This window comes from Actinomadura xylanilytica, from assembly GCF_030283145.1.
In the GTDB taxonomy this organism is placed as follows: domain Bacteria; phylum Actinomycetota; class Actinomycetes; order Streptosporangiales; family Streptosporangiaceae; genus Spirillospora; species Spirillospora xylanilytica.
This window is the reverse complement of sequence record NZ_JASNWE010000003.1, coordinates 1,144,495-1,165,610: the sequence shown is the minus strand read 5'-3', so window position 1 is coordinate 1,165,610 and position 21,116 is coordinate 1,144,495. Positions and strand designations below refer to the sequence as shown.

At 73.9% G+C, this 21,116-nt stretch carries 16 protein-coding genes; 8 read left to right on the top strand and 8 right to left on the bottom strand.

Annotated elements, in window-relative coordinates; all coding sequences use genetic code 11:
* Nucleotides 1-75: 75 nt before the first annotated feature.
* Entirely contained in the window at nucleotides 76-885 is an 810-nt protein-coding gene (locus QP090_RS22965) for an ABC transporter permease (RefSeq protein WP_285941192.1), read from the bottom strand.
* The gene (locus tag QP090_RS22960; RefSeq protein WP_285941191.1) at nucleotides 882-1,874 is read right to left on the bottom strand and encodes an ATP-binding cassette domain-containing protein; all 993 of its coding nucleotides are present in this window, start codon (nucleotides 1,872-1,874) and stop codon (nucleotides 882-884) included. The genes QP090_RS22965 and QP090_RS22960 overlap by 4 nt, the downstream gene beginning before the upstream one ends.
* A gap of 455 nt (nucleotides 1,875-2,329) precedes the next feature.
* Between QP090_RS22960 and QP090_RS22955 the strand changes: the two genes are divergently transcribed.
* Together QP090_RS22955 and QP090_RS22950 are read left to right on the top strand one after the other, a co-directional pair.
* Nucleotides 2,330-2,785, top strand: a complete 456-nt coding sequence (locus QP090_RS22955; protein ID WP_285941190.1) for a PH domain-containing protein — start codon at nucleotides 2,330-2,332, stop codon at nucleotides 2,783-2,785.
* Nucleotides 2,782-4,383 carry a PH domain-containing protein gene (locus QP090_RS22950; RefSeq protein WP_285941189.1) on the top strand — a complete coding sequence of 534 codons (1,602 nt, stop codon included), beginning with the start codon at nucleotides 2,782-2,784 and terminating at the stop codon, nucleotides 4,381-4,383. Before QP090_RS22955 ends, QP090_RS22950 begins: the two co-directional genes overlap by 4 nt.
* A 59-nt stretch (nucleotides 4,384-4,442) precedes the next feature.
* On the opposite strand, the gene sepH is transcribed toward QP090_RS22950, so the two are convergent.
* On the bottom strand, nucleotides 4,443-6,266 hold the full coding sequence (gene sepH / locus QP090_RS22945) for a septation protein SepH (protein ID WP_285941188.1): 1,824 nt from the start codon (nucleotides 6,264-6,266) through the stop codon (nucleotides 4,443-4,445).
* A 443-nt stretch (nucleotides 6,267-6,709) separates the two neighbouring features.
* On the opposite strand from sepH, the gene QP090_RS22940 reads away from it, so the two are divergent.
* The gene (locus QP090_RS22940) at nucleotides 6,710-7,744 is read left to right on the top strand and encodes a hypothetical protein (RefSeq protein ID WP_285941187.1); all 1,035 of its coding nucleotides are present in this window, start codon (nucleotides 6,710-6,712) and stop codon (nucleotides 7,742-7,744) included.
* Nucleotides 7,745-7,847: 103 nt separating this feature from the next.
* Here QP090_RS22940 and QP090_RS22935 read toward each other — a convergent pair whose 3' ends face one another.
* Both QP090_RS22935 and QP090_RS22930 read right to left on the bottom strand, forming a co-directional pair.
* Nucleotides 7,848-9,158, bottom strand: coding sequence for a D-arabinono-1,4-lactone oxidase (locus tag QP090_RS22935; RefSeq protein WP_285941186.1), 1,311 nt, complete (start codon nucleotides 9,156-9,158; stop codon nucleotides 7,848-7,850).
* Nucleotides 9,159-9,167: 9 nt separating this feature from the next.
* The gene (locus QP090_RS22930; protein WP_285941185.1) at nucleotides 9,168-10,379 is read right to left on the bottom strand and encodes an MFS transporter; all 1,212 of its coding nucleotides are present in this window, start codon (nucleotides 10,377-10,379) and stop codon (nucleotides 9,168-9,170) included.
* A gap of 130 nt (nucleotides 10,380-10,509) precedes the next feature.
* On the opposite strand from QP090_RS22930, the gene QP090_RS22925 reads away from it, so the two are divergent.
* From QP090_RS22925 to QP090_RS22915, 3 genes are all read left to right on the top strand, one after another.
* Nucleotides 10,510-11,862, top strand: coding sequence for a lytic transglycosylase domain-containing protein (locus QP090_RS22925; protein ID WP_285941415.1), 1,353 nt, complete (start codon nucleotides 10,510-10,512; stop codon nucleotides 11,860-11,862).
* Between the two features lie 139 nt (nucleotides 11,863-12,001).
* Nucleotides 12,002-12,928, top strand: a complete 927-nt coding sequence (locus QP090_RS22920; protein ID WP_285941184.1) for a ferrochelatase — start codon at nucleotides 12,002-12,004, stop codon at nucleotides 12,926-12,928.
* Between the two features lie 8 nt (nucleotides 12,929-12,936).
* Nucleotides 12,937-13,746: an inositol monophosphatase family protein gene (locus QP090_RS22915; protein WP_285941183.1), complete on the top strand. Its 810-nt coding sequence runs from the start codon at nucleotides 12,937-12,939 to the stop codon at nucleotides 13,744-13,746.
* Nucleotides 13,747-13,844: 98 nt separating this feature from the next.
* On the opposite strand, the gene QP090_RS22910 is transcribed toward QP090_RS22915, so the two are convergent.
* Entirely contained in the window at nucleotides 13,845-14,021 is a 177-nt protein-coding gene (locus tag QP090_RS22910; protein ID WP_285941182.1) for a hypothetical protein, read from the bottom strand.
* 175 nt (nucleotides 14,022-14,196) lie between these two features.
* Between QP090_RS22910 and QP090_RS22905 the strand changes: the two genes are divergently transcribed.
* Nucleotides 14,197-14,850 (top strand): response regulator transcription factor, encoded by a 654-nt coding sequence (locus tag QP090_RS22905; protein ID WP_285941181.1) that lies wholly within the window; start codon nucleotides 14,197-14,199, stop codon nucleotides 14,848-14,850.
* Entirely contained in the window at nucleotides 14,847-16,136 is a 1,290-nt protein-coding gene (locus tag QP090_RS22900; protein WP_285941180.1) for a sensor histidine kinase, read from the top strand. Before QP090_RS22905 ends, QP090_RS22900 begins: the two co-directional genes overlap by 4 nt.
* 55 nt (nucleotides 16,137-16,191) lie before the next feature.
* Here the strand turns inward: QP090_RS22900 and QP090_RS22895 are convergent, their stop codons facing one another.
* Both QP090_RS22895 and QP090_RS22890 read right to left on the bottom strand, forming a co-directional pair.
* Nucleotides 16,192-19,227, bottom strand: coding sequence for an ABC transporter substrate-binding protein (locus QP090_RS22895; protein ID WP_285941179.1), 3,036 nt, complete (start codon nucleotides 19,225-19,227; stop codon nucleotides 16,192-16,194).
* A 52-nt stretch (nucleotides 19,228-19,279) separates the two neighbouring features.
* The gene (locus QP090_RS22890; protein WP_285941178.1) at nucleotides 19,280-21,007 is read right to left on the bottom strand and encodes a serine/threonine-protein kinase; all 1,728 of its coding nucleotides are present in this window, start codon (nucleotides 21,005-21,007) and stop codon (nucleotides 19,280-19,282) included.
* Between the last annotated feature and the right edge of the window lie 109 nt (nucleotides 21,008-21,116).

The window sequence follows — 21,116 nt, the reverse complement described above, 5'->3', positions numbered from 1 at the left end:
GCGTCAGGCTTTCTGGCGGGATTGGGGAGAATCGACGGGCCCGGCAGGAGGACGGGGCGCCGGAATCGGGGACGGTCAGGCGCGCTGCTTGAACGCGCGGAGGGAGAGCGGGGCGAAGATCAGGGAGATGCCCAGCCCCCACGCCAGCGCGATCAGGGCGTGGTCGAGCACCGGCCCGCCGACCAGCAGGCCGCGCATCGCCTCGACGAGCTGGGTCACCGGGCTGTTGTCCATGATCCAGGCGAGCCAGCCGGGGATGCCCCGGGTGTTCTGGATGAACGCGGTGCTCAGGAAGCTCAGCGGGAAGATCACCACGAAGCCGAAGATCTGCACCTTCTCCGGCTCGCTGACCTTCATCGCGATGTAGACCGAGGTCCACGAGAACAGCACCGCGAACGTCAGCAGCAGGACGAACGAGAGCAGCACCGCGAACACGTTGGTCTCGACCCGGAACCCGATCGCGAAGCCCACGATCAGCAGGATGACCATCGACCACGCCTGCTTGGCGGTGTCGGCGATGATCCGCCCGATCAGCGGCGCGCTGCGCGCGATCGGGAGGCTGCGGAACCGGTCGAACACCCCCTTGGTGATGTCGGAGTTGAGGCCGAACCCGGTGCTCATCCCGGCGAACAGGGCGTTCTGCGCGATGATGCCCGGGATGACGATGGGCAGGTAGGCCTCGACACTGCCCTTCATCGCCGGCCCGAACACGTACGCGAACAGCAGCACGAACATGATGGGCTGGATGGACAGGTCGAGCAGTTCCATCGGGTTGTGCTTGATCTGCACCAGGTTGCGCCAGGCCAGCGTCAGGATGTTGCGCGAGGCCACGGCGGGGGAGACCCGTTTGGTCAGGTTCGGCGGCGCGAGGGCGGTGGTGGTCATGCCGAGGCCCCTTCCTTGTCGGTGGCCTTGGCGAGCTGGTCGGCCTCGGCGTCGATGTCGTCGGTGTGGTGCCCGGTGAGGGCGAAGAAGACCTCGTCCAGGCTGGACTTGCGCAGCGACAGCTCGCCCACGGCGACGCCCGCGTCGTCGAGGGCGCGGACCACGGCGGTCATGATGGCCGGATCGGTGATCGGCGCCGCCACCAGGCCGTCGCGGACCTCCGGGACGGCCTCGGCCAGGTCCTGCACGACCCGCGCGACGGTGCCGCTGTCGGCCTGGTCGACCGGGCTGACCTCCAGGATCTGCCCGCCGACCTGCGCCTTGAGCTGGTCGGAGGTGCCGTGCGCGATGACCTGGCCGCGGTCGATGACGATGATGTCGTCGGCGAGCCGGTCGGCCTCCTCCAGGTACTGCGTGGTGAGCAGCACGGTGACGCCGTCGTCGGTCAGGCCGCGGACGATGTCCCACAGGCCGTTGCGGCTGCGCGGGTCGAGCCCGGTGGTGGGCTCGTCGAGGAACAGGAACTGGGGCTGCCCGACCAGGCTCGCGGCCAGGTCGAGCCGCCGGCGCATGCCGCCGGAGTAGGTCTTGGCGGCGCGCTCGGCCGCCTCGGTGAGCTGGAAGCGTTCGAGCAGCTCGGCCGCGCGGGCCTTGGCGGCGCGGCGGGGCAGCCCGAGCAGCCGGCCGATGAGCACCAGGTTCTCGGTGCCGGTGAGCATCTCGTCGACGCCGGCGTACTGGCCGGTGAGCCCGATGAGCTGCCGGACCTGGTGCGCCTCCTTCACCACGTCGAACCCGCCGACCTCGGCGCGGCCCTCGGTCGGCTGGATGAGCGTGGCCAGGATGCGCGTCATCGTGGTCTTGCCGGCCCCGTTGGGGCCGAGCACGCCGAGTACGGTGCCCGCCTGGGCGGTGAGCGAGACGCCGGCCAGCGCCTGGGTCTCACCGAAGCGCTTCACCAGGCCTTCGGCCTGGATGGCGTAGGTCATGTGATCTCCTAGGACTCTTCTGCCGGACGTCTCGCGGTTCCGCCGCAAGGGCCTGCCAAACTAGGCGCCGTCCGGGTGGGCGCGCATCTGGTTTATCCGCTGCCGCCGACAGGACGCCGGCAGCGTGAGGCCGATCCGCCCAAGTTCGCACAAGGGTCTGACAGAACGCTGACATCTCCCGTGTGACCTCGGCGGACGGCCTCCATGATGGGGTGGTCCGGGACACGCCGGGCGGCCCTGGGGGCAAAATCAGGGCAATTTCGTTGATACTTCTCCTTTCTCGTGGTGTCCGAGGGCGCCGCGGACACCCGGCGGCCACCAGGGGAGGCCGCCGGGGATCTAGACTCATGGACGTGACGGCGGTGCGGCGCCACCAAAGCGACGGCGGGAGGCCGCACCCGCCGCGATTGCGGCCGCCCGCGAATCGGGTGTCGCCCCGCGCGATCGCGCACTGGATGATCGAATACCTGCTGCTCTGGGGCCTGGCGTTCGGCCTGTCCTGGGGCGTCGCCGCCTGGATCGCCGACTCCCGCTGGAGCGGCCTGCCGGGCTGGCTGTCGGGCCACGTCTGGTGGATCCCGGTCGCGGTCGGCGCCGCCGGGCTGCTCATGGTGACCGTGGCGCCGGTCTGGCGCTACCGCGTGCACCGCTGGGAGGTCAGCGCCGACGTCGTCTACACCCGCACCGGCTGGTTCAGTCGCGAGTGGCTGCTGGTGCCGGTGAGCCGCATCCAGACCGTCGACACCGAGCAGGGCTGGATCGAACGGATGCTGGGCCTGGCCACGATCGAGGTCAACACCGCCTCGCACACCGGCTCGTCCGAGGTCTCCGGCCTCCCGGCCGGCGTCGCCACCGCGCTGGCGGGCGAGCTCGCCCACCGCGCCCACGACCTGCGCGACGACGCGACGTGAGCGTACGGGACGGGCATCCGCCCGAAGAACCGCCCGGAACGCCGCCCCCGCGCCCCGGCACACCGGCTCCGCCTCCGGCTCCACTCCCGCCCTCTGCTCCGCCCACGCCGTCGGCTCCGCTCCGGCCCGGGGGCCCGCTCCCGCCGCCGGTTCCGCCGCCGGACGAGGCGGGGGCGGACGGGCTGCGGCTGCATCCGCTGACCTTCGTGGTCGGCGCGGCGCGGGAGCTGATCGCGCTGCTCGCCGCGGGGGCCGCGGGGCTGGTCGTGGGGGGCCTGTCCACCGCGTTCTACTTCACCCTGGTGGGACTCGGGATCGGGCTGGCCTTCCACGTCGCGACCTGGGCGACGTTCACCTACGTCGTGCGCGAGGACCGGATCGAGCTGAGGCGGGCGCTGGTCGCACGATCGGTGAAGACCATCCCGCGCGAGCGGATCCGCGGCGTGGACATCAGCGCGTCCCTCCCGCACCGCTTGCTGCGCCTGGCGGTCGTGCACATCGACGCGGGCGCGGAGGGCGGGGAGGGGGAGCTCAACGCGGTGCACCGGCGGGAGGCCGAGCGGCTCCGCCGGGTGCTGCTGAGCCGCGCCCGTCCGGCGGAGCCCGCCGCGCCGCCCCGCCGGAGGCTGGCCCGGATGCGGCGCGCCTGGTACGTGTACGCCCCGCTGAGCGGCGCCTACCTGCTGACCCCGTTCGCCCTGGCGGGCAGCCTCATCGGAACGCTGTACAACCTGGGCGACGACCTCGGCCTGGTCACCCAGGAGCGGGTCGAGGGCCTCGGGCACGACCTGGTCGGCCTGCCGACCTCCGTGGTGTTCGGGCTGGCGGTGCTGTTCCTGCTGGCGATGCCGGTGGCCTCGGTGATCGTGTTCACGCTGTTCAACTGGGCCTTCACGGTGTACGAGCGGGACGGGTCGATCGTGGCCGAGCGCGGGCTGATCACCCGCCGCAGCGTCTCGCTGGAGCGGCGCCGCATCCGCGGGGTGGAACTGGCCGACAACCCGTTCGAGCGGCGGGCGGGGGTGCTGCGCCTCGGCGCCCTGGTCACCGGCCTGGGCGACGCCGCGCATCGCGGCCGGCTGCTTCCGGCGGCGCCGCGCCGGGTCGCCGAGGGACTCGCGGCCCAGGTGTTCGGCGCGGTGCCGGGCCCGCTGGTCGGGCACCCGCCCGCCGCCCGGGGCCGCCGGGTGCTGCGGGCCGTCGCGCCGCCGCTCGGCGTGGGGGCGCTGGCGCTCGCGGCCGGGCAGCCGTGGGTGACGTACTGCTGCCTGGTCCTGGCGGTGCTCGCCGTCCCCCTCGGGCTGGACCGGTACCGGCAGCTCGGGCACGTCACCGACGGGGCGCGGCTGTCGCTGCGGTCGGGGTCGCTGCGCCGCCGCCAGGTCGTGGTCGAGCACGGCGCGGTCGTGGGCTGGCGGCTGCGCCAGACCCTCTTCCAGCGGCGCCTCGGGCTCACCACCCTGTTCGCGGCGGTCGGCGCGGGCGAGGGCGGCTACCCGGCGATCGACATGGACGAGGGGGACGCCGTCGCGTTCGCGGCGAAGATCACCCCCGGCTGGGTGGCGCCCTTCCTCGAGTCCCCGCCCGAACCCGGCTGAGGACGGTGCGGGCCCCGCCGCGCGGTGAGCGGCGGGGCCCGGTGCGGCGCGCGGGCGGATCAGTCGGGGCGGCGGGCCCCGAACATGATCTCGTCCCAGGACGGGACGGAGGCGCGCTTGGCCTTGGCCTTGCGCCGGCCACGCGCCGGACGCGGGGGCGCCGCGGGCGCGTCTGCGGCGGTGGCCGCCGCCGCTGCGGCGGCGGGCGGGGCGCTGACCGGCTTCTCGGTCTCGGCGGCGGGCATCGCGGGACGGCTCGGCTTCTTCTTGGCCGGAGCCCGCGCGGGCTCCTTCGGCGCCGGTGCCTTCGCCTCGGCCGCGGCGGGCTCCTCCGGAACGGGCCGCTCCTCGGCGGCGGGCGCCCGCTTCGCGGCCTCGCGCTTCGGGACCTCCGGCTCGTCGGGGGCCTCTGCCTCCTGGGCGACCGGTTCAGGCTCCGCCACCGGCTCGGCCTCGACGTCGGTGTTCTCGGCTGCCGGAGCGGGTGCCGGAGCGGGCTCGGGCGCTGCTTCCGCCGCGGGCTCCTCGACGGGCTCGGCCGCCTGCTCCCGCGCGGCGGGCTCGGCCTCCTCCGCGACTCCTTCGGCGGTCGCCTCGGCGATCTCGGCGACCGCCTCGGGCTCCGGCGCCTCCGGTTCCGCGGGCACCTCGTGGACGTCGGGCTCGTCCAGCACGGCGGCGGGCGGCTCGACGGGCTCGGGTGCGGATTCGGGTGCGGGTTCCGGCTCCGCCTCGGGCTGCGGCTCGGGCGCCGGCGCCGGGACCTCGGCGACCGGCTCGGGCGGCGCGACCGGCGCGGGGCGCACCGGGGCGGGCGCGGCGGGCGGTTCGGTGACGGCGGCCGGACGCGGCACGGCGGCCGGCGCGGGACGCTCCTCGCGCAGCGGCTCGGGCTCGCGCTCCGGCGCCTTCGGAAGCGGCGCGGGCGCCGGGAACGGGACCGGACGCGCGGGCGGCGCGGCCGGCGGCGCCTCGCGCGCTGTCTCGCGGGACGCCTGGGCCTCATAGGCCGGCGCGGGCTCGCGGGGCGGGGCGACGGGGATCTCGCGCGGCGGCTCGCTCTCCCGCTGCGGGAAGGCGGGACGCGACGGGGCGCCGCCCCGGCCGCGGTCGATGCCGTACTCGCGCGGCTCGGCGGCGCGCAGCGGCTCGGGCGCCCGCTCGCCGGGCGGCTCGCTCTCGCCCGGGAGGCCGCGCCCGGGGCCGGGATCACGGCCGGTGCCCAGGTCGCGGACGTCCGACACGACCTTCATGGCCGGCCGCCGGGGCACCAGCGGCGTCACGGTGTCGGACAGGGCGTCGTCGTCCCACTCGACGGCGGTCAGCCGCGCGGCGACCTCGTCGAGCGGCGACACGTGCCGGCGGCGCGGGTCGAACACCCACTCGGCGGCGTGCGGGCGGCCGTTGTCGAAGAACGACAGGCGCACCCGCCAGGTGCTGTCCTCGCACTTCCAGGAGTCCCACTCGACCTCGTCGAGGTCGACGCCGCCGCGGCCGAGCCGCTCCTCGACGGTCTCGCCCAGCGGCGGGCCGGGGGTGGAGTCGCCCGGTCTGCGGACGGTCACCCGCTGCGCCTGCTGGGCCATGTACTCGCGTTCTTGCAGGACCGGTCCCTCGAACCACCGGACGCGTTCGACCGGGATGCCGGCCGACTCGGCGATCTCCTCTGCGGTCTCTCCGGACCGGATGCGAGCCTGGATCTCCTTCGGGCGCAAGGGATTCTCCACTTCGATCTCGAACTGGCCGAGGCGGGAGAAATGCCCACGGACCGCGGCGCGGAGCCGGTCGTCGACGGGCAGGGTGAACCGGGTGCCTCGGCCCGCGGTGGCCAGGACGAGGTACGTACCGTCCTCGCTGACCGCGACGAGGCGCAGCTCCTGCATGCGTGTCCTTCCTGCCCTGTCCTGACGGCACGGAGGGTGCCGGGCGGAGCTTCGGGTCGCGAGCCCGCCTCACTCGTGCTCGCGCCGTCCCACCGCCGGTTCCCACCGAGGGCGCATGCGTGCCCTTCCCCCGGGTACCCGAGTCTCTCTTTCGGACACACCTGCTGCCAGCACCGTACCCGGCATGTCCGAACATCGCCGCTCTCGAAGCCCTCTTCACGAGGCCGAAGAGGGCACCTGACCTAGCTTGCCCTCGCCGCGGTCCGGCCGGGGGCGCCCTGTCCCATTCTTGTGGATCCTTTTCCACACTGTGCCTGATGGGGGAGCCGGGCTCCAGCGGTTCGGGTAGTGAGCGTCACGTTGTTGACTGGAACATCCTGCTTAGGCGGTTAGTTTCGGTAAAGGGGATTTTGGGGTGTTCAGTCGGACAGGAGGTTCTGTTGATGCGGCGCAGGCTGCCGGATGTCAGTACGACCCAGCTCGTCGCCAGTGGTGTGGCGACGCTGGCGGCGGCGATCGGGGCGTCCTACCTCGGGGTCTACGGGACGATCATCGGTGCCGCCTTCATGAGCGTGGCCTCGACGGCGGGCGCGTCGGTCTTCAAGCACTACCTGGACCAGGGCAAGGAGCAGATCAAGGAGCGGACCCACATGCAGGCCGCGGCGGAGGGCCGGGAGGCGGCGCAGGGCGCGGCCTCCAGGGCCACGAGCGCGGACCCGACCCGGTCCGTCGCGTGGCCCGGCGAGGCCCCCTCCCATGCGCCCGCCGCCGGCAGGTCCGCCGCCGGGGGTGATCCGAACGCGACGCGGTTCGATCTTCCGCTGCCGGGCGGGGGCGACCCGAACGCGACCCGCCTGGACGCCAACGGCTCGAACGCGACCCGGATGGATCCGAACGCCACCCACGTGGAACGTTCCCCGGCCGCGGCCGTCGCCGCCGCGCTGGCGGAGGACGAGGCGGTGGACGGGGCCGTGCGCGGCGAGGCGTGGCGGGCCGCGTTCCGGAACACGGCCGAATGGACCCGGCAGCACTGGGTGAAGCTCGCGGTGTCGTCCGCGGCGATCTTCGCGATCGTGATCGGTGGCATCACCATCTACGAGGCGACCACCGGGGCGCCGATCGGCCGGAACCACGACACGGGCACCAGCGTCCGCAACGTCTTCGGCGGCGGCGGCAGTCAGGACCGTCCCAAGGACACGCCCTCGCAGACCCCCACCACCGAGCAGACCGGACCCGGCGAGACTCCCAGCGGCACGGCGCCCGGAACACCGAGCGACGGCCCGTCCACCCCGGAGACCGGGCAGCCGACCGACCGGCCGACCGACACTCCGTCGACGGAGCCCACGACCCCGTCGACGGAGCCCTCGACGCCGACCGAGCCCGCCCCGCCCGCGCCGTCCGGCGGCACCGGCACCGGCCAGCAGCCCACCGGCCAGCAGCAGGGGCAGCCCCGGACGGGCACCGGCGACGGTTCGTGACGACGACGGCCCGTACCGGCCTCAACGCATCGGACGCCTCCGCCACTGGCGGAGGCGTCCGATGTCGTGGGCCGTTCGGGGGTCCTGCGCGCGAGCATGCGGTTCAGGCGCCGAAGACCTGCTCGGTGTAGGGGTTGGCGAACCGGCGGTCCGGGTCGAGCTCGTCGCGCAGCGCGCGGAACTCGCCGAAGCGCGGGTAGACCGTCTCCAGGTACGCGGCGTCGCGGGTGTGCATCTTGCCCCAGTGGGGACGCCCGCCGATCGCGTTCATCAGCTCCTCGACCCCCTGGAAGTACTCCTCGTGCGGGTCGCGGTGGAAGACGTGGATCGCGATGAACGCGGTGCGGCGCCCGTACGCCATCGACAGCCAGGCGTCCTCTTCGGGCAGCAGCCGCACTTCGATGGGAAAGCTGATCCGCCAGCGCTTCTTGTCGTACAGCTTGCGCAGGTCCCGCAGGGCGGGCACGAGCTGCTCGCGCGGGATCGCGTACTCCTGCTCCTTGAACCGGACGGTCCGCGGGCTGGTGAAGACCTTGTAAGAGGTGTCGCTGTAGGTGCGGTCGCTGAGAGCCTTGGCGGACACGCCGTTGATGAACGGGACCGTGCCGGGCAGCCGGTGGGTCACCTGGTTGATGGCGCCGAAGACGGAGTTGGACAGGAACTCGTCGTTCAGCCACCCCTTGAAGCGCGACACCGGACGGGCGGGGCCATCGACGCGGTTGTTGCGCTTGGTCAGGCAGCGCTCGGTGTGCGGGAACCAGTAGAACTCGAAGTGCTCGTTGGCGGCATCGAGCTCGTCGACCCGCGACAGCACCTGGTCCCAGGCCATGGCCTCCTCCTGCGCGCGCAGGAGGAAGGCGGGAACGGTCCGCCAGGTGATCGCGGTGACGATGCCGAGAGCGCCGAGCCCGGCGCGGGCGGCGTCGAACAGCTCGCGCCGCTCGTCCGGCGAGCAGGTGACCGTGCTGCCGTCGGCGAGCACCAGCTCCAGCGCGGCGACCTGGGAGGCGAGCCCGGCGGCGTCGCGGCCGGTGCCGTGCGTGGCGGTCTGGAGCGCGCCCGCGACGGTCTGCTCCTGGATGTCGCCCATGTTGGCCAGCGCGAGGCCGTGCTCCTCGAGCGTCCGGTTGAGCACGTGCAGCGGGAGGCCGGCCTCGACCGTGACCAGGCCGGTGGCGGTGTCGACGGAGCGGACCGCGGTCAGCCCTCCCGGCTTCAGCAGGACGCCCTCGGCGACGGCCGCGCCGGTGAACGAGTGGCCGGTGCCGGTCATCCGGACCGTGAGGCCGTCGGCGGCGGCGGTCCGCACGGCCGCGGCCACCTCGTCGGTGGTGCGGGGAGTCGCGACGCGATGCGGCGTGGCCTGCTGATTCCCGGCCCAGTTCTGCCACTTTCGGGTACTCACGGGGGACATGGCAGGACTCTACTCGGCAATCGATCGTGAGGAAAGTTCACGTTTACTGATCGATCGCCCACCGGCCAGTCCGAGCGCGGCGGCCACCGCGGTACCGGCCAGCGGCACCAGGAAGGCGGTGCCCGAGCCGGACCCGTCCGCCAGTCGTCCCGCCAGCGACGCCCCGGCCGCCACGCCCGCGCCGACCGCCGTGGACACCAGCGCCAGCCCCTCGGTGAGCCGGTGCGCCGGGACGAGCCGTTCGACCAGCCCGTACGCCGGGATCGCCGTGGGCGAGATCGCCATCCCGGAGATGAGCACCACGGGCATCATCAGCCACAGGTCGTCCACCAGGACCGGCGGCACCATCGCGACCGCCAGCAGGATCAGCCCGATCCGGAACCGGGTGGCGAGCGGGGTCCGCCAGTGCCGCGCCCCGTACCAGAACGCCGCCGCGGCGCTGCCGAACCCGTAGCAGCCGAGCAGGACGCCGGCCAGGGCCTTGTGCCCCTGCTCCGCGGCGAACGCGACCGCGCTCACGTCGATCGCGCCGAACACCAGGCCCATCATCAGGAAGATCGGCGCCATCACCAGCAGCGCCCGGTCGGCCAGCACGCCGCCGGTCTCGCCCGCCCGGCGCGGCCTCGGTGGCGGCTCGGTGCCGCGCTGCGCGGCGAGCGCGAGGCCGCCGGTCAGCGTGCATGCCGCGGGCACGGCCAGGCCCGCTATCGGGTGCACCCCGGTGGACAGCGCGGTGACGATCACCGGCCCGGCGACGAAGATGCACTCGTCCACCACCGACTCGAAGGAGAACGCGGTGTGCAGCCGGGCCGGGTTCTCCCGCAGCGCGTACGTCCAGCGCGCCCGCACCCAGGCGCCCAGCGACACCTGGGTCAGCCCGGCCGCCGCCGCGGCCGGGAACAGCGTCCAGATCGGCAGCCCGGCCTCGGCGACGGCGATGAACACCGCGAAGCTCGCGGCGTTGGCCAGCACCACCGGCACCAGCACCCGGCGCTGCCCGTAGCGGTCGGCGAACCGGGCGCTCAGCGGCGAGCCCGCCGCGTAGGAGAGCGAGAGGGTCGCCGCCACCGAGCCGGCGATACCGTACGATCCGGTAACCGCGGACACGAGAAGGACGATGCCGATCCCCACCATGGACATCGACATGCGGCCGACGAACCCCGCAGCGACGAAGGGCCGGGCGCCGGGAACGCCGAGCAGCTCCCGGTACGGACTGGTCAACCCGGCCTCCCCTGCTCCCGGGAGGCGGGCCGCTCCCGGCCTCTTCGTGCGACTTCGGACCCATGATCACGTTACCTGGGGGAATCAACTGCACAGACGGGTAACCCATCCGTAGCGACATTCGTTGGGAATGGTTGTGGCTCCTCCTTCACCACCGCGCGCCCCAGGGCCCGGCACACCGGCCCCCGAGCCGCCCTCCGGGCCGGCCGCGGAGCGGACGCCGCCCACCCCGCCGAGCCCGCCGGGACGGGAGGGGGCGGCGCGGGCCAAGAAGCCCAAGCCGGAGAAGAAGCAGCGTTCGCGACCGCCCGCCGCCGGTGCCGCCCCGGCGCCCGGACGGCGGCGCCGCCGTCCGAGCCCGCTCCTCATCGCCGGTATCGCGGTGCTCGTCCTGGGGAACGTGACCGGGGGCGTGTACGCGGCGCTGACCACCGATGACGAGCCGCGCGGATCGACCGGCCCGCGGGCCGACCCGCCGCCCGCCGGGGGCGCCGCCGGGCCCGGCGGCCCGGTGACCAACGTGGCCGATGACGGCCAGGTCGCCCCGCTGCGCCGGGTGGTGCCGCCGGACGTGCTGGCCGTCGGCGCGGCGCCGCTCGACCAGCGCAAGATCGCCAAGCTCGGCCGGCTCGGCCGGGTGCGCGACGTGATCTCGGTGGCGGGCGGCGCGGTGCAGCTCCAGGGCCGGCAGGTCAACGCGTTCGCCGTCGACCCGTCCGCCTTCCGCTCGTGGACCCCGCCCGGCACCGCGACCAAGACCGAGTTGTGGACGGCGCTGGCCGGCGGCCAGTTCGTGGTCTCCTCCGACGCGGCCGAGCAGCTCCAGCTCAGCAGGGGCCTCCAGTACCCGATCGTGGGCCGGACGATGCCGCGCCTGACGCTGGGCGGCTCCAGCCCCCTCGGGCTGCCGGGCATCGACGTGCTGGTCGGCAAGAAGGCCGGCACCGACATCGGCCTGGTCCCCAACGTGGCCGTCATGGTCAACGCGCCCGGCGTCGAGCCGGGCAAGCTCGCCAAGGCGGTCGGTACGGTCCTCGGCGGCGGCGCCAAGGTGGTCGACCTGCACGAGAAGAAGTACCAGGCCCCGGCGGGCGGCGGTGCCCGCTCCGGCAGCTACCTCGATCTGTACAAGAAGGCCGCCACGACCTGCCCCGGCCTGTCCTGGACGGTGCTCGCCGCGATCGGGCAGGTCGAGAGCGACCACGGCCGCAACGCCGGCCGGTCCAGCGCCGGCGCGCTCGGCCCGATGCAGTTCATGCCCGCGACGTGGAAGTCCTACGGCGTCGACGGCGACGGCGACGGCAAGGCCGACATCATGAACCCCTACGACGCCATCCCCGGCGCCGCCAAGTACCTGTGCGCCAACGGGGCGGGCGGGGGCGGCAAGCACCTCTACCAGGCGGTCTGGCACTACAACCACGCCGACTGGTACGTCCAGAAGGTCCTCAACCTGGCCCAGGCGTACGCCGCCCGCTTCTCCTGATCCCGCGCCGCCGTCCGGTCCGGCCGCCCCGATCCGGCCCCGGTCCGTGCGCGGGTCCACCGTGGGTCCGCCCCGGCCCGCCCCTGCGCCCGCCGGGCCAGGCGGCTGGTTGGATGGACGCATGAGGCAGGCTCAACCGGTGGATCCGGCTCGGTACGACGCGTTGCTCCTGGTGTCCTTCGGCGGCCCCGAGGGACCGGACGACGTGATGCCCTTCCTGGAGAACGTGACCCGTGGCCGCGGCATCCCGAGGGAGCGCCTGGAGTCGGTCGCCGAGCACTACCACCTGTTCGGCGGGGTCAGCCCGATCAACGCCCAGTGCCGCGAGCTCAAGGCCGCCATCGAGGCCGACCTCGAGGACCACGACGTCGACCTGCCGGTCTACTGGGGCAACCGCAACTGGCAACCGCACCTCGCCGACACCGTCCGCCAGATGAAGGACGACGGCGTCCGGCACGCCGCCGCGTTCGTCACCTCCGCCTACAGCGGCTACTCGTGCGACGACCAGTACGTGGAGGACATCGAGCGGGCCCGCGAGCAGGTCCCGGACGCGCCCCGCATCGACAAGCTGCCCGTCTACTGCCTGCGCCCGGGGTTCATCGACCCGTTCGTCGACGCCGCCAAGTCCGCGCTGACCAGGATCCCGCACGGCGCGAACCTGGTCTTCACCGCGCACAGCGTGCCGCTGGCCCAGCCGGGCCGCGCCCGCTACGTCGCCGAGCTGGAGCAGGTCGCGGCGGCCGTCGCCGAACGCGCGGCGCCCGGAGCGCCCTGGTCGCTGGTCTACCAGAGCCGCAGCGGCCCGCCCTCCCAGCCGTGGCTGGAGCCCGACGTGTGCGACCACCTGGAGCGGCTGCACGCCGAGGGGGTGGGGGCGGTCGTCGTGGTCCCGGTGGGCTTCGTGTCCGACCACATGGAGGTCAAGTACGACCTCGACCACCAGGCCGCCGACCGCGCCGCCGCGCTGGGCCTGGCCTACACGCGCGCCGCCACCCCCCACACCGATCCGCGTTTCGTCGCGCTCGCCCGCGAGCTGCTGCTCGAACGCTCCGATCACCGAACCTGAGGAATGCGATGAGCCTGGCCGAGGAACTGCTGGAGCTGGCCGTGGCCACGGCGCGGGAGGCCGGCCGGATGCTGGTCGACGAGCGCCCGGCCGGCGGCCCCGACGTGGTGCAGACCAAGAGCAGCCACACCGACGTGGTCACCCAGATGGACCGCGCCGCCGAACGCCTGATCATCGAGCGGATCCTCGCCGCCCGGCCGGGCGACGCCGTCCTCGGCGAGGAGGGCGGCACCCGCTCCGGCGGCAGCGGCGTCCGCTGGGTGGTCGACCCGATCGACGGGACCGTCAACTACCTCTACGACCTGCCCGACTGGGCGGTCAGCATCGCCGCCGAAGTGGACGGCGTCGCGGTCGCCGGCGCGGTCGACATGCCGCGGCGGGGCGAGCTGTACACCGCCGCGCGCGGCGGCGGGGCGCTGCTGCACACCGGCGCCGGGACGCGCGAGCTGCGCGTCAACGCGGACGTCCCGCTGGACCGGGCGCTGGTCGCCACCGGGTTCGGGTACGAGTCGCGGCGCCGCGCCCACCAGGCGCGCGTGCTCACCGGGGTACTGCCGGCCGTCCGCGACATCAGGCGCGGCGGTTCCTGCTGCGTTGACCTGTGCTCGCTGGCGGCGGGCCGTGTCGACGCCTACTACGAGCGCGGCGTCCAGGCGTGGGACGTCGCCGCCGGGGCGCTGATCGTCGAGGAGGCGGGCGGTCGGGTGGAGGGCCTGCACGGGGCCGCGGTGAGCCCCGAGCTGGCCATCGCGGGAGGTCCGGGCGTCTTCGAGGCCCTGCACGACCTGCTGGCGCCGCTCGACCCGGCCCGCGACTGAGGCCGTCGGAAGAGGCCGTCGGGAAAGGCACCGGGACCTGGGAGAACGAGCGGGGAGCCCGGAACCGCGACTCCAGGCCCCCCGTGCGGTCGGGCGTCCTAGTCGCAGCGGGGTGGCTCGACTCCGATGTCGTGATTCGCTGCGATCCGGCGCAGTTCTCTGATCTCCTCCTGGCGGATGTCCGCCAGGTAGGTGTCTCCATCTGCGTGGGCGCTGCGCAGCGACGCGTACGCGTGCTCGAGCCGCTGGTGGATCATGCTTGACAACTCGCCCATGGGCCTCCTCCCGGATCAGGCCGTCCCTACCCACACCTAGGCTGAAGGTAAACCTGTCGTCCGAGCCGAATTCGCGGCGGGCGCCGCGGGGTGCCGGCGGCATCGTGAGCAGGTGCTTACGGGGGTCTTACGGGCCTCGTGGCATACCTGGAGACCTTGACCGGAGGGGGACGCAGTGCGTGTTCTAGTCGTCGAGGACGAGCGGGTGCTCGCCGACGCGATCGCCACCGGCCTGCGCCGCGAGGCCCTGGCCGTGGACGTGGCCTACGACGGCGCGGGGGCGCTGGAGCGGGCGAGCGTCAACGACTACGACGTGATCGTCCTCGACCGCGACCTGCCCAAGGTGCACGGCGACGACGTGTGCACCGAGCTGGTGACCCGGCGCTACCCGGCGCGGATCATCATGCTGACCGCGGCCGGCGAGCTCGACGACCGGGTGCGGGGCCTGTCCATCGGCGCCGACGACTACCTGGCCAAGCCGTTCGCGTTCGCCGAGCTGATCGCCCGGGTGCGCGCCCTCGGCCGCCGCGCCGCCGCGCCGCTGCCGCCCGTGCTGGAACGCGCCGGGATCGCGCTCGACCCGGCCCGCCGCGAGGTGACGCGCGACACCCGCCCGGTCGAGCTGACCCGCAAGGAGTTCGCGGTGCTCGAGGTGCTGCTCAGCGCCGACGGCGCGGTGGTCAGTTCCGAACAGCTCCTGGAGAAGGCGTGGGACGAGCACATCGACCCGTTCACCAACGTGGTCCGCGTGACGATGATGACGCTGCGCAAGAAGCTGGGCGATCCGCCGGTGATCGAGACGGTGCCCGGGGTGGGGTACCGGCTGTGAACCCCGAACCCGAACCCCGCCCGTCCGCGAGCGGGCCGGTGCCGCCGGCCGAGCCCCTCGTCCAGGGCGGCTCCTGGCAGGGGACGGGGCCGCAGCAGCTGCCGCCGCAGAACGGCGCGGGCGGCAAGGGCGGCCAGCGCCAGGGCGGGGCGTTCATCGCCGACCTGCGCGCGCTGCCGAGCCGCGTGAGCGTGCGGCTCCGGCTGACCGTCCTGTACGGGCTGCTGTTCCTGATGGCGGGCGCGCTGCTGCTGTTCGTCACCTACCTGCTGGTCGGGTCGATCCTCGACTCGGTCCTCCCGGACGGCAACCTCCTCTACTCGTCGGGCAAGGAGGTCCTCAACACCAAGATCCTCAAAGAGCTGACGATGAGGCAGCTCCTCGGCCGGTCGCTGGTGGCGCTGGCCGGGGTCGGGATCATCGCCCTGGTGCTCGGCTACTTCGTCGCCGACCGGGCGCTGAGCCCGTTGCAGCGGGTGACGGCCACCGCCCGCAGGCTCTCCGGGAGCACCCTGCACGAGCGGATCGCGCTGGAGGGCCCCGACGACGAGATCAAGGAGCTGGCCGACACCTTCGACGCCATGCTCGAGCGGCTCGGCCAGGCGTTCGACTCCCAGCGCCGGTTCGTCGCCAACGCCTCGCACGAGCTGCGCACCCCGCTGGCGATCAACCGGACGCTGCTGGAGGTGGCGCTCGGCGACCCCGAGGTGTCCGACGACCTGCGCGCGGTGGGCCGGACGCTGCTGGCCACCAACGCCCGGCACGAGCGGCTGATCGAGGGCCTGCTGCTGCTGGCCCGCAGCGAGCGCGAGCTGACCACCCGGTCGCCGGTCGACCTGGCCGAGGTGGCGGCGGCGGTGCTGGAGAACTCCGGCCGCCGCGAGCGCGACCACGACGTCGCCGTCCACCCGGAGCTGACCTCCGGCACCGCGCTCGGCGACCCGGTGCTGCTGGAGCACCTGGTCACCAACCTGGTCGACAACGCGGTCAAGCACAACGACGACGGCGGCGAGGTGTGGATCCGTACCGGGCTGCTCGACGGCTACGCCACCGTCCAGGTCGAGAACACCGGCCCGACGGTGCCCGCCTACGAGGTCGACCGGCTGTTCGAGCCGTTCCGGCGGCTCAACGCCGACCGGGTCGAGTCGGCCAAGGGCGCCGGGCTGGGCCTGTCGATCGTCCGGTCGGTGGTGCTGGCGCACCGCGGCACGGTCTACGCCGCGCCGCGCCCCGGCGGCGGCCTGATCATGACCGTCCGCCTCCCGCTCGCCCGCGAGACGCACTGAGCCGCTCCCGCCGCTCCCGCCGGTCCTGCCGCCCCCGGTCCGCCGGGGGCGGCGGTCACTTCAGGGCGGTGGTGGCGAGCGTCGGGTCGCCCTCGTAGTCCATCTGGAGGCCGACGAACTTGCCGGTGCTCAGGGCGGCGGTCCCGTCGTTCAGCAGCGGGACGAGCGCCATGTCGTCCAGCGCCGTCTTCTCGGCCTGCTGGAGTAGCCCGGTCCGCCGCCCGTTGTCGGGCGTCCGGATCGCCTGGGCCAGCAGCTCGTCGAACCGCGCGTTGCGCCAGCCCGCGAAGTTGTAGAGCCGGTTGCCGGTGGTGGCGACCTGGTCGCCGGCCAGCAGCGGCCGGAGCATCGTGTACGGGGCCGGGTAGTCCGGCCCCCACGCGTAGAGCAGCAGTCCCGACGCGTCCTCGGCGGTGAGCAGTTTGCGCTGTTCATCGAACTTGTAGGCGACGGTGGTCTTCAGCTCGATCCTCCAGCCGAGCACCTGCTGGAGCCGCTGCGCGATCACCTCGGCGGCGCGCCGGTACGTCTGGGTGTCCTGGACGAACAGGGTCACCTTCGTGCCGGGCTTCTGCCCGGCCTGCCCGGCGAGCGAGCGCGCCTTCGCCGGGTCGGTCGCGCCGCACGCCGGGCAGTCGCGGGCGCCCGCGAAGCCGGGCACGGGCCGTGGGACGATGCCGCGTGCGGGCTGGTAGACGCCCCCGTACAGGGTGTTGGAGATCGCCTGCCGGTCCAGGGCGTACGAGACGGCCAGCCGCGCCTCCTTCGACCGGAGCGGCCCCCGCTGGGTGAGCGGGATCAGCATCCTGGTGAACGGCGACGTGTGCGTCATCAGGCCGTTCATGCCCCGAGTGGTCGCCAGCTCCTCGGGCCCGAGCGGCGCCCAGTCGAGGGTGCCGGCGGCGATGCCGGCCCGGCCCACGGCGCTGCCGCTGGTGCTCAGCCGGATCGAGACCCGGTCGAGCCTGGTCTTCCCGAAGGCCCACGCGTCGTTGCGGACCAGCGTGAGCGTCTGCTCCTTCTGGTACGACCCGACCTTGAACGGCCCGTTCCCGACGGGGTTCATGTTGTAGGCGCCGTTGTCGGGCCCGCCCGCGCCGGACGGCACCGGGGAGAACACCGGATCGGCCAGGCGCGCCGCGAACTCGCAGTTGGGGCCGGTCAGCTCGACCTGGAGGGTGCCGCCGGCGGCCTGCACCCCGGCCAGCTTCTGCGACTTCTTCGAGCTGGTCTCGGCGAAGCCCTTGATGTCGTCCATCAGGTACGGCGCGGCGGAGCCGGAGACCCCGGCGCTGCGGGCCCAGCCGCGGGCGAACGCGGCGGCGTCGACCGGTTCGCCGTTGCTGAACCGGGTGCCGGGCTTGATGGAGATCCTCCACCGGGTGCAGGTGGCGTCCGGAGTGATCGCGGTGGCCAGCCGGTTGCGCGCCGTGCCGTCCGGGGCGATCTCGGTGAGCCCGGTGAAGAGCTGCTTGGACACGAACTTGCGGGTGCCGAGCATGGAGTGCGAGGGGTCGAGCTCGCCCCCGTCGCCGAGCGCCGTCAGCGACGCCCGGAACTCGCCGCCCGTCCGGCCCGAGTCGAAGGCGGGCGTCACCCGGTCGTCCTGCCGCATCTGGACGATCACGACGGCGGCGACGATGATCAGCGCGACGAGCGCCGCGCCGCCCGCTCCGGCCAGGACGCCGATGCCGCGCTTGCCGCTGAGGCCGCTGGACGGCTTGGTCATCTGGACGCCGGCGCCCGAAGGCTGCTGCCAGTTGCCCTGCTCCCCGGGGAACGGTGCAGGCCCCAGCGGGGACTGCGACTCAGGCGGGGGCCATTGGCCGCCCAACCGGTTCAGCCCGTTCCCTGGAGGCTGCTGCCCTGGAGGCTGCTGGCCCGGAAGGTGCTGCCCTGGGAGCGGCGGCTGGGCCGGATACTGCCCCCCGGGGAGCGGCTGACCCGGATGCTGCTGGCCTGGGAGCCGTCCGCCGGGCAGTTGCCCACCGGGGGCTCCTCCGCCCGGGAGCGGCGGGCTCGGCGGGGGCGGGGCGTACAGGGACCGGCCCGCCGCCTGGCCGAACGGCTGCTGGGGCCGCGCGGCGATCTGCCGGAGGCGCGTGCTGGTCGCGGCGGCCTCGGCGCCCTGGTTGAGCACCGCCGCGGACTGCGGGTCGCCCGGCCCGCCGCCGGTCTGGGGGAGGCTCCCCGCCAGGCTCAGCAGGCGGAGCAGGACCTGGTGCGAGGACGGCCGGGCGGCGGGGTCCTTGCCGAGGCAGTCGGCCACGAGCGACCGGAGCGGTTCGGCGAGCGCCCCGAGGTCCGGGGGCAGGTTGAGGATGCGGTGCATGACCGCGGGGATGGAGTCCTGGCCGAACGCGGCCCGGCCCCCGGCCGCGTAGACCATCGTGGCGCCCCAGGCGAAGACGTCGGCCTTCGGCCCGACCGGGGCCCCGGAGATCTGCTCGGGTGCCATGTACGCCGGGGTCCCGACGGCGGTGCTGGACAGCGTGCCGGTGGCGTCCAGGGCGCGGGCGATGCCGAAGTCGATGACGCGCGGCCCGCCCTGGGCGAGCAGCACGTTCGCCGGTTTGAAGTCGCGGTGCACCACCCCGGCCTGGTGGATCGCGGCCAGCGCGGTCATCGTGCCGATCGCGACCCGGTCGAGCTCGGCGCCCCGGCGCGGGCCGTCGGCGGACAGCACCGCCGACAGCGGGGGGCCGTCGATGTACTCGCTGACGATGTAGGGGCGGTCGCCCTCGACGTCGGCGTCCAGGATGCGGGCCGTGCAGAACGGCGAGACGCGCCGCGCGACCTTCAGCTCGGCCGCGAACCGGGACCGTGCCCGCGGATCGCCGCTGAACCGGGCGTGCAGCAGCTTCACCGCCACCTGCCGCATCGCCCCGGAGTCCTGCCCGGACGCCGCGTCCCGCTCCGGTCCGGTGGTGTCCTCCGGGACGTCGTCGTCCGGCGGGACGTCCGGCAGCTCGGCCGGGTCGACCTCGGCGAGGTACACCGAGCCCTGCCCGCCCTCCCCGAGCAGGCCCGTCAGCCGGTACGGCCCCAGATGGCCGGGATCACCCGTGCGGAGTGGGGTGATCTCGGCCATCGCGGTCCTTCCGGGGTGGGACTGTGCGGAGACGGGCGGGCGCCCGGCGCGCCTACTTGCGCACGGTGCCGGTGGCGAGGGGGGTGGTGTCGGTCAGGTTCTTCTTCTCCTCGAACCGCAGCGAGGCGCTGGTCAGCCGGGTGAAGGTCACGTAGCCGGAGATGCACGTGCCCCTGCTGATGGTGATCTTGAGGGTGACCTGGGACGCGGTGCCCCCGGGCTCGGGCCTCAGCGTCCCGAAGCAGTCGGAGCCCTCGGTGTAGGTGACCGATCCGAGGACGGTGAGCAGGTTGTAGCGCACCTGCCAGCTCCCGTTGGTCTGCACGCCGGTGCCCGTCCAGACCCCGTAGAACTCCGTCGGGATACGGGCGAAACCGGTGGGCGAGGGTGTCGACGGGGTGTAGGTGGTCGGGAGCGTGAAGCGCGGGACGGGCGGGTCGTCCTCGCCGCTGTCGCCGGCGACGATGATCACCACCACGATGACGATGATCGAGATCAGCGCCAGCACGCCGCAGCCGATCGCGATGATCGGCCCGGTGGAGCTGGACTGCCGTCCCCCCTGCGGCCCGTACATGGGCGGATGCGGGCCGGGCGGGCCCTGCTGCATCTGCATCGGCGGGGGCGTCGTCGGGCCGTGCTGCATGCCGCCCTGCATGCCGCCCTGGTACATCGGCATCGGCGGCGGGGTGATCGGCTGGGGCGGCGGCGTGTGCGGACCGCCCATCGGCCCCTGCTGCATCCCGCCCTGCTGCATACCCCCTTGCTGCATACCTCCTTGGGGCATCCCGCCCTGCTGCATCGCGGCCGGGTTCATCGGCATCGGCGGCGGCGTGATCGGCTGGTGCGCCGGGGCCCGGCGCGCGGGCGGGACCGGCGGCGGGGCCGGGAGCTGCGCGGCGATGCGGGTGCCCTGGTTGAGCAGGTCCTCCTGGCCGGCGGCCGGGTTGCTGGGCGCCGCCCCGACGTGGCCGAGCAGGTTCAGCAGGAGCTGGGGCGCCGGCGGGCGCAGGCCGGCGTCCTTGGACAGGCACCGGCCGACCAGGTCGCGCACCGGTCCCGGCGGCAGCGCCGACAGGTCCGGATCCTCGTTCAGGATCCGGTTGATGATCACCGGGAGGGTGTCGGCCTCGAACGGCGACTGCCCGGTCGCCGCGAACACCATCGTCGCGCCCCAGGCGAAGATGTCGACCGCCGGGGTGAGCGGCGCGCCGGTCAGCTGCTCGGGCGCCAGGTAGCCGGGGGTGCCCACCACCATCCCGGTCGCGGTGACCTGGCTCTCCTGCGAGTTGACCGTCCGGGCGATGCCGAAGTCGACCACCCGCGGCCCGTCCGAGGCGAGCATCACGTTGTTGGGCTTGAAGTCGCGGTGCACGATGCCGGCCTCGTGGATGGCCGCGAGCGCCGTCGCGGTGCCGATCGCGAGCCGTTCCAGCTCGGCCGCGCTGCGCGGCCCGTTGTGCGCGACCACGTCGTGCAGTGACGGGCCGTCGATGAACTCGCTGACGACGTAGGGCTGGTCGCCCTGGACGTCGGCCTCCAGTACCCGCGCGGTGCAGAACGGCTCGACCTTCTGCGCCGCGGCGACCTCACGGGTGAAGCGGGCGCGGGCGGCGGGGTCGTTCGCCATCTGCGCGTGCAGGAGCTTGACGGCCACGTACCGGCCGTCGCGGGACTTGCCGAGGAAGACCGCGCCCTGCCCGCCCGCCCCGAGTCGCCCGACCATCTCGTACTGTCCCAGCGACCGGGGATCGCCTGGCTCCAGCGGAGCGGCATCCGGCATCTGACCCTCCAGTGACCCGCGGTCCAGGACCGCGATAGTGTTCGCGGGCTCCCGGCACGGGACCGTCCCGGCCCCCGCCGGAACGCCCGCCGTGGGGGCCCGCCCCCCA

Coding starts and splice junctions, on each gene's coding strand:
- QP090_RS22965 (WP_285941192.1), bottom strand. CDS start 885: ATGACCACCACCGCCCTCGCGCCGCCGAACCTGACCAAACGGGTCTCC.
- QP090_RS22960 (WP_285941191.1), bottom strand. CDS start 1,874: ATGACCTACGCCATCCAGGCCGAAGGCCTGGTGAAGCGCTTCGGTGAG.
- QP090_RS22955 (WP_285941190.1), top strand. CDS start 2,330: ATGATCGAATACCTGCTGCTCTGGGGCCTGGCGTTCGGCCTGTCCTGG.
- sepH (WP_285941188.1), bottom strand. CDS start 6,266: ATGCAGGAGCTGCGCCTCGTCGCGGTCAGCGAGGACGGTACGTACCTC.
- QP090_RS22940 (WP_285941187.1), top strand. CDS start 6,710: ATGCGGCGCAGGCTGCCGGATGTCAGTACGACCCAGCTCGTCGCCAGT.
- QP090_RS22935 (WP_285941186.1), bottom strand. CDS start 9,158: ATGTCCCCCGTGAGTACCCGAAAGTGGCAGAACTGGGCCGGGAATCAG.
- QP090_RS22925 (WP_285941415.1), top strand. CDS start 10,510: ATGGTTGTGGCTCCTCCTTCACCACCGCGCGCCCCAGGGCCCGGCACA.
- QP090_RS22915 (WP_285941183.1), top strand. CDS start 12,937: ATGAGCCTGGCCGAGGAACTGCTGGAGCTGGCCGTGGCCACGGCGCGG.
- QP090_RS22910 (WP_285941182.1), bottom strand. CDS start 14,021: ATGGGCGAGTTGTCAAGCATGATCCACCAGCGGCTCGAGCACGCGTAC.
- QP090_RS22895 (WP_285941179.1), bottom strand. CDS start 19,227: ATGGCCGAGATCACCCCACTCCGCACGGGTGATCCCGGCCATCTGGGG.
- QP090_RS22890 (WP_285941178.1), bottom strand. CDS start 21,007: ATGCCGGATGCCGCTCCGCTGGAGCCAGGCGATCCCCGGTCGCTGGGA.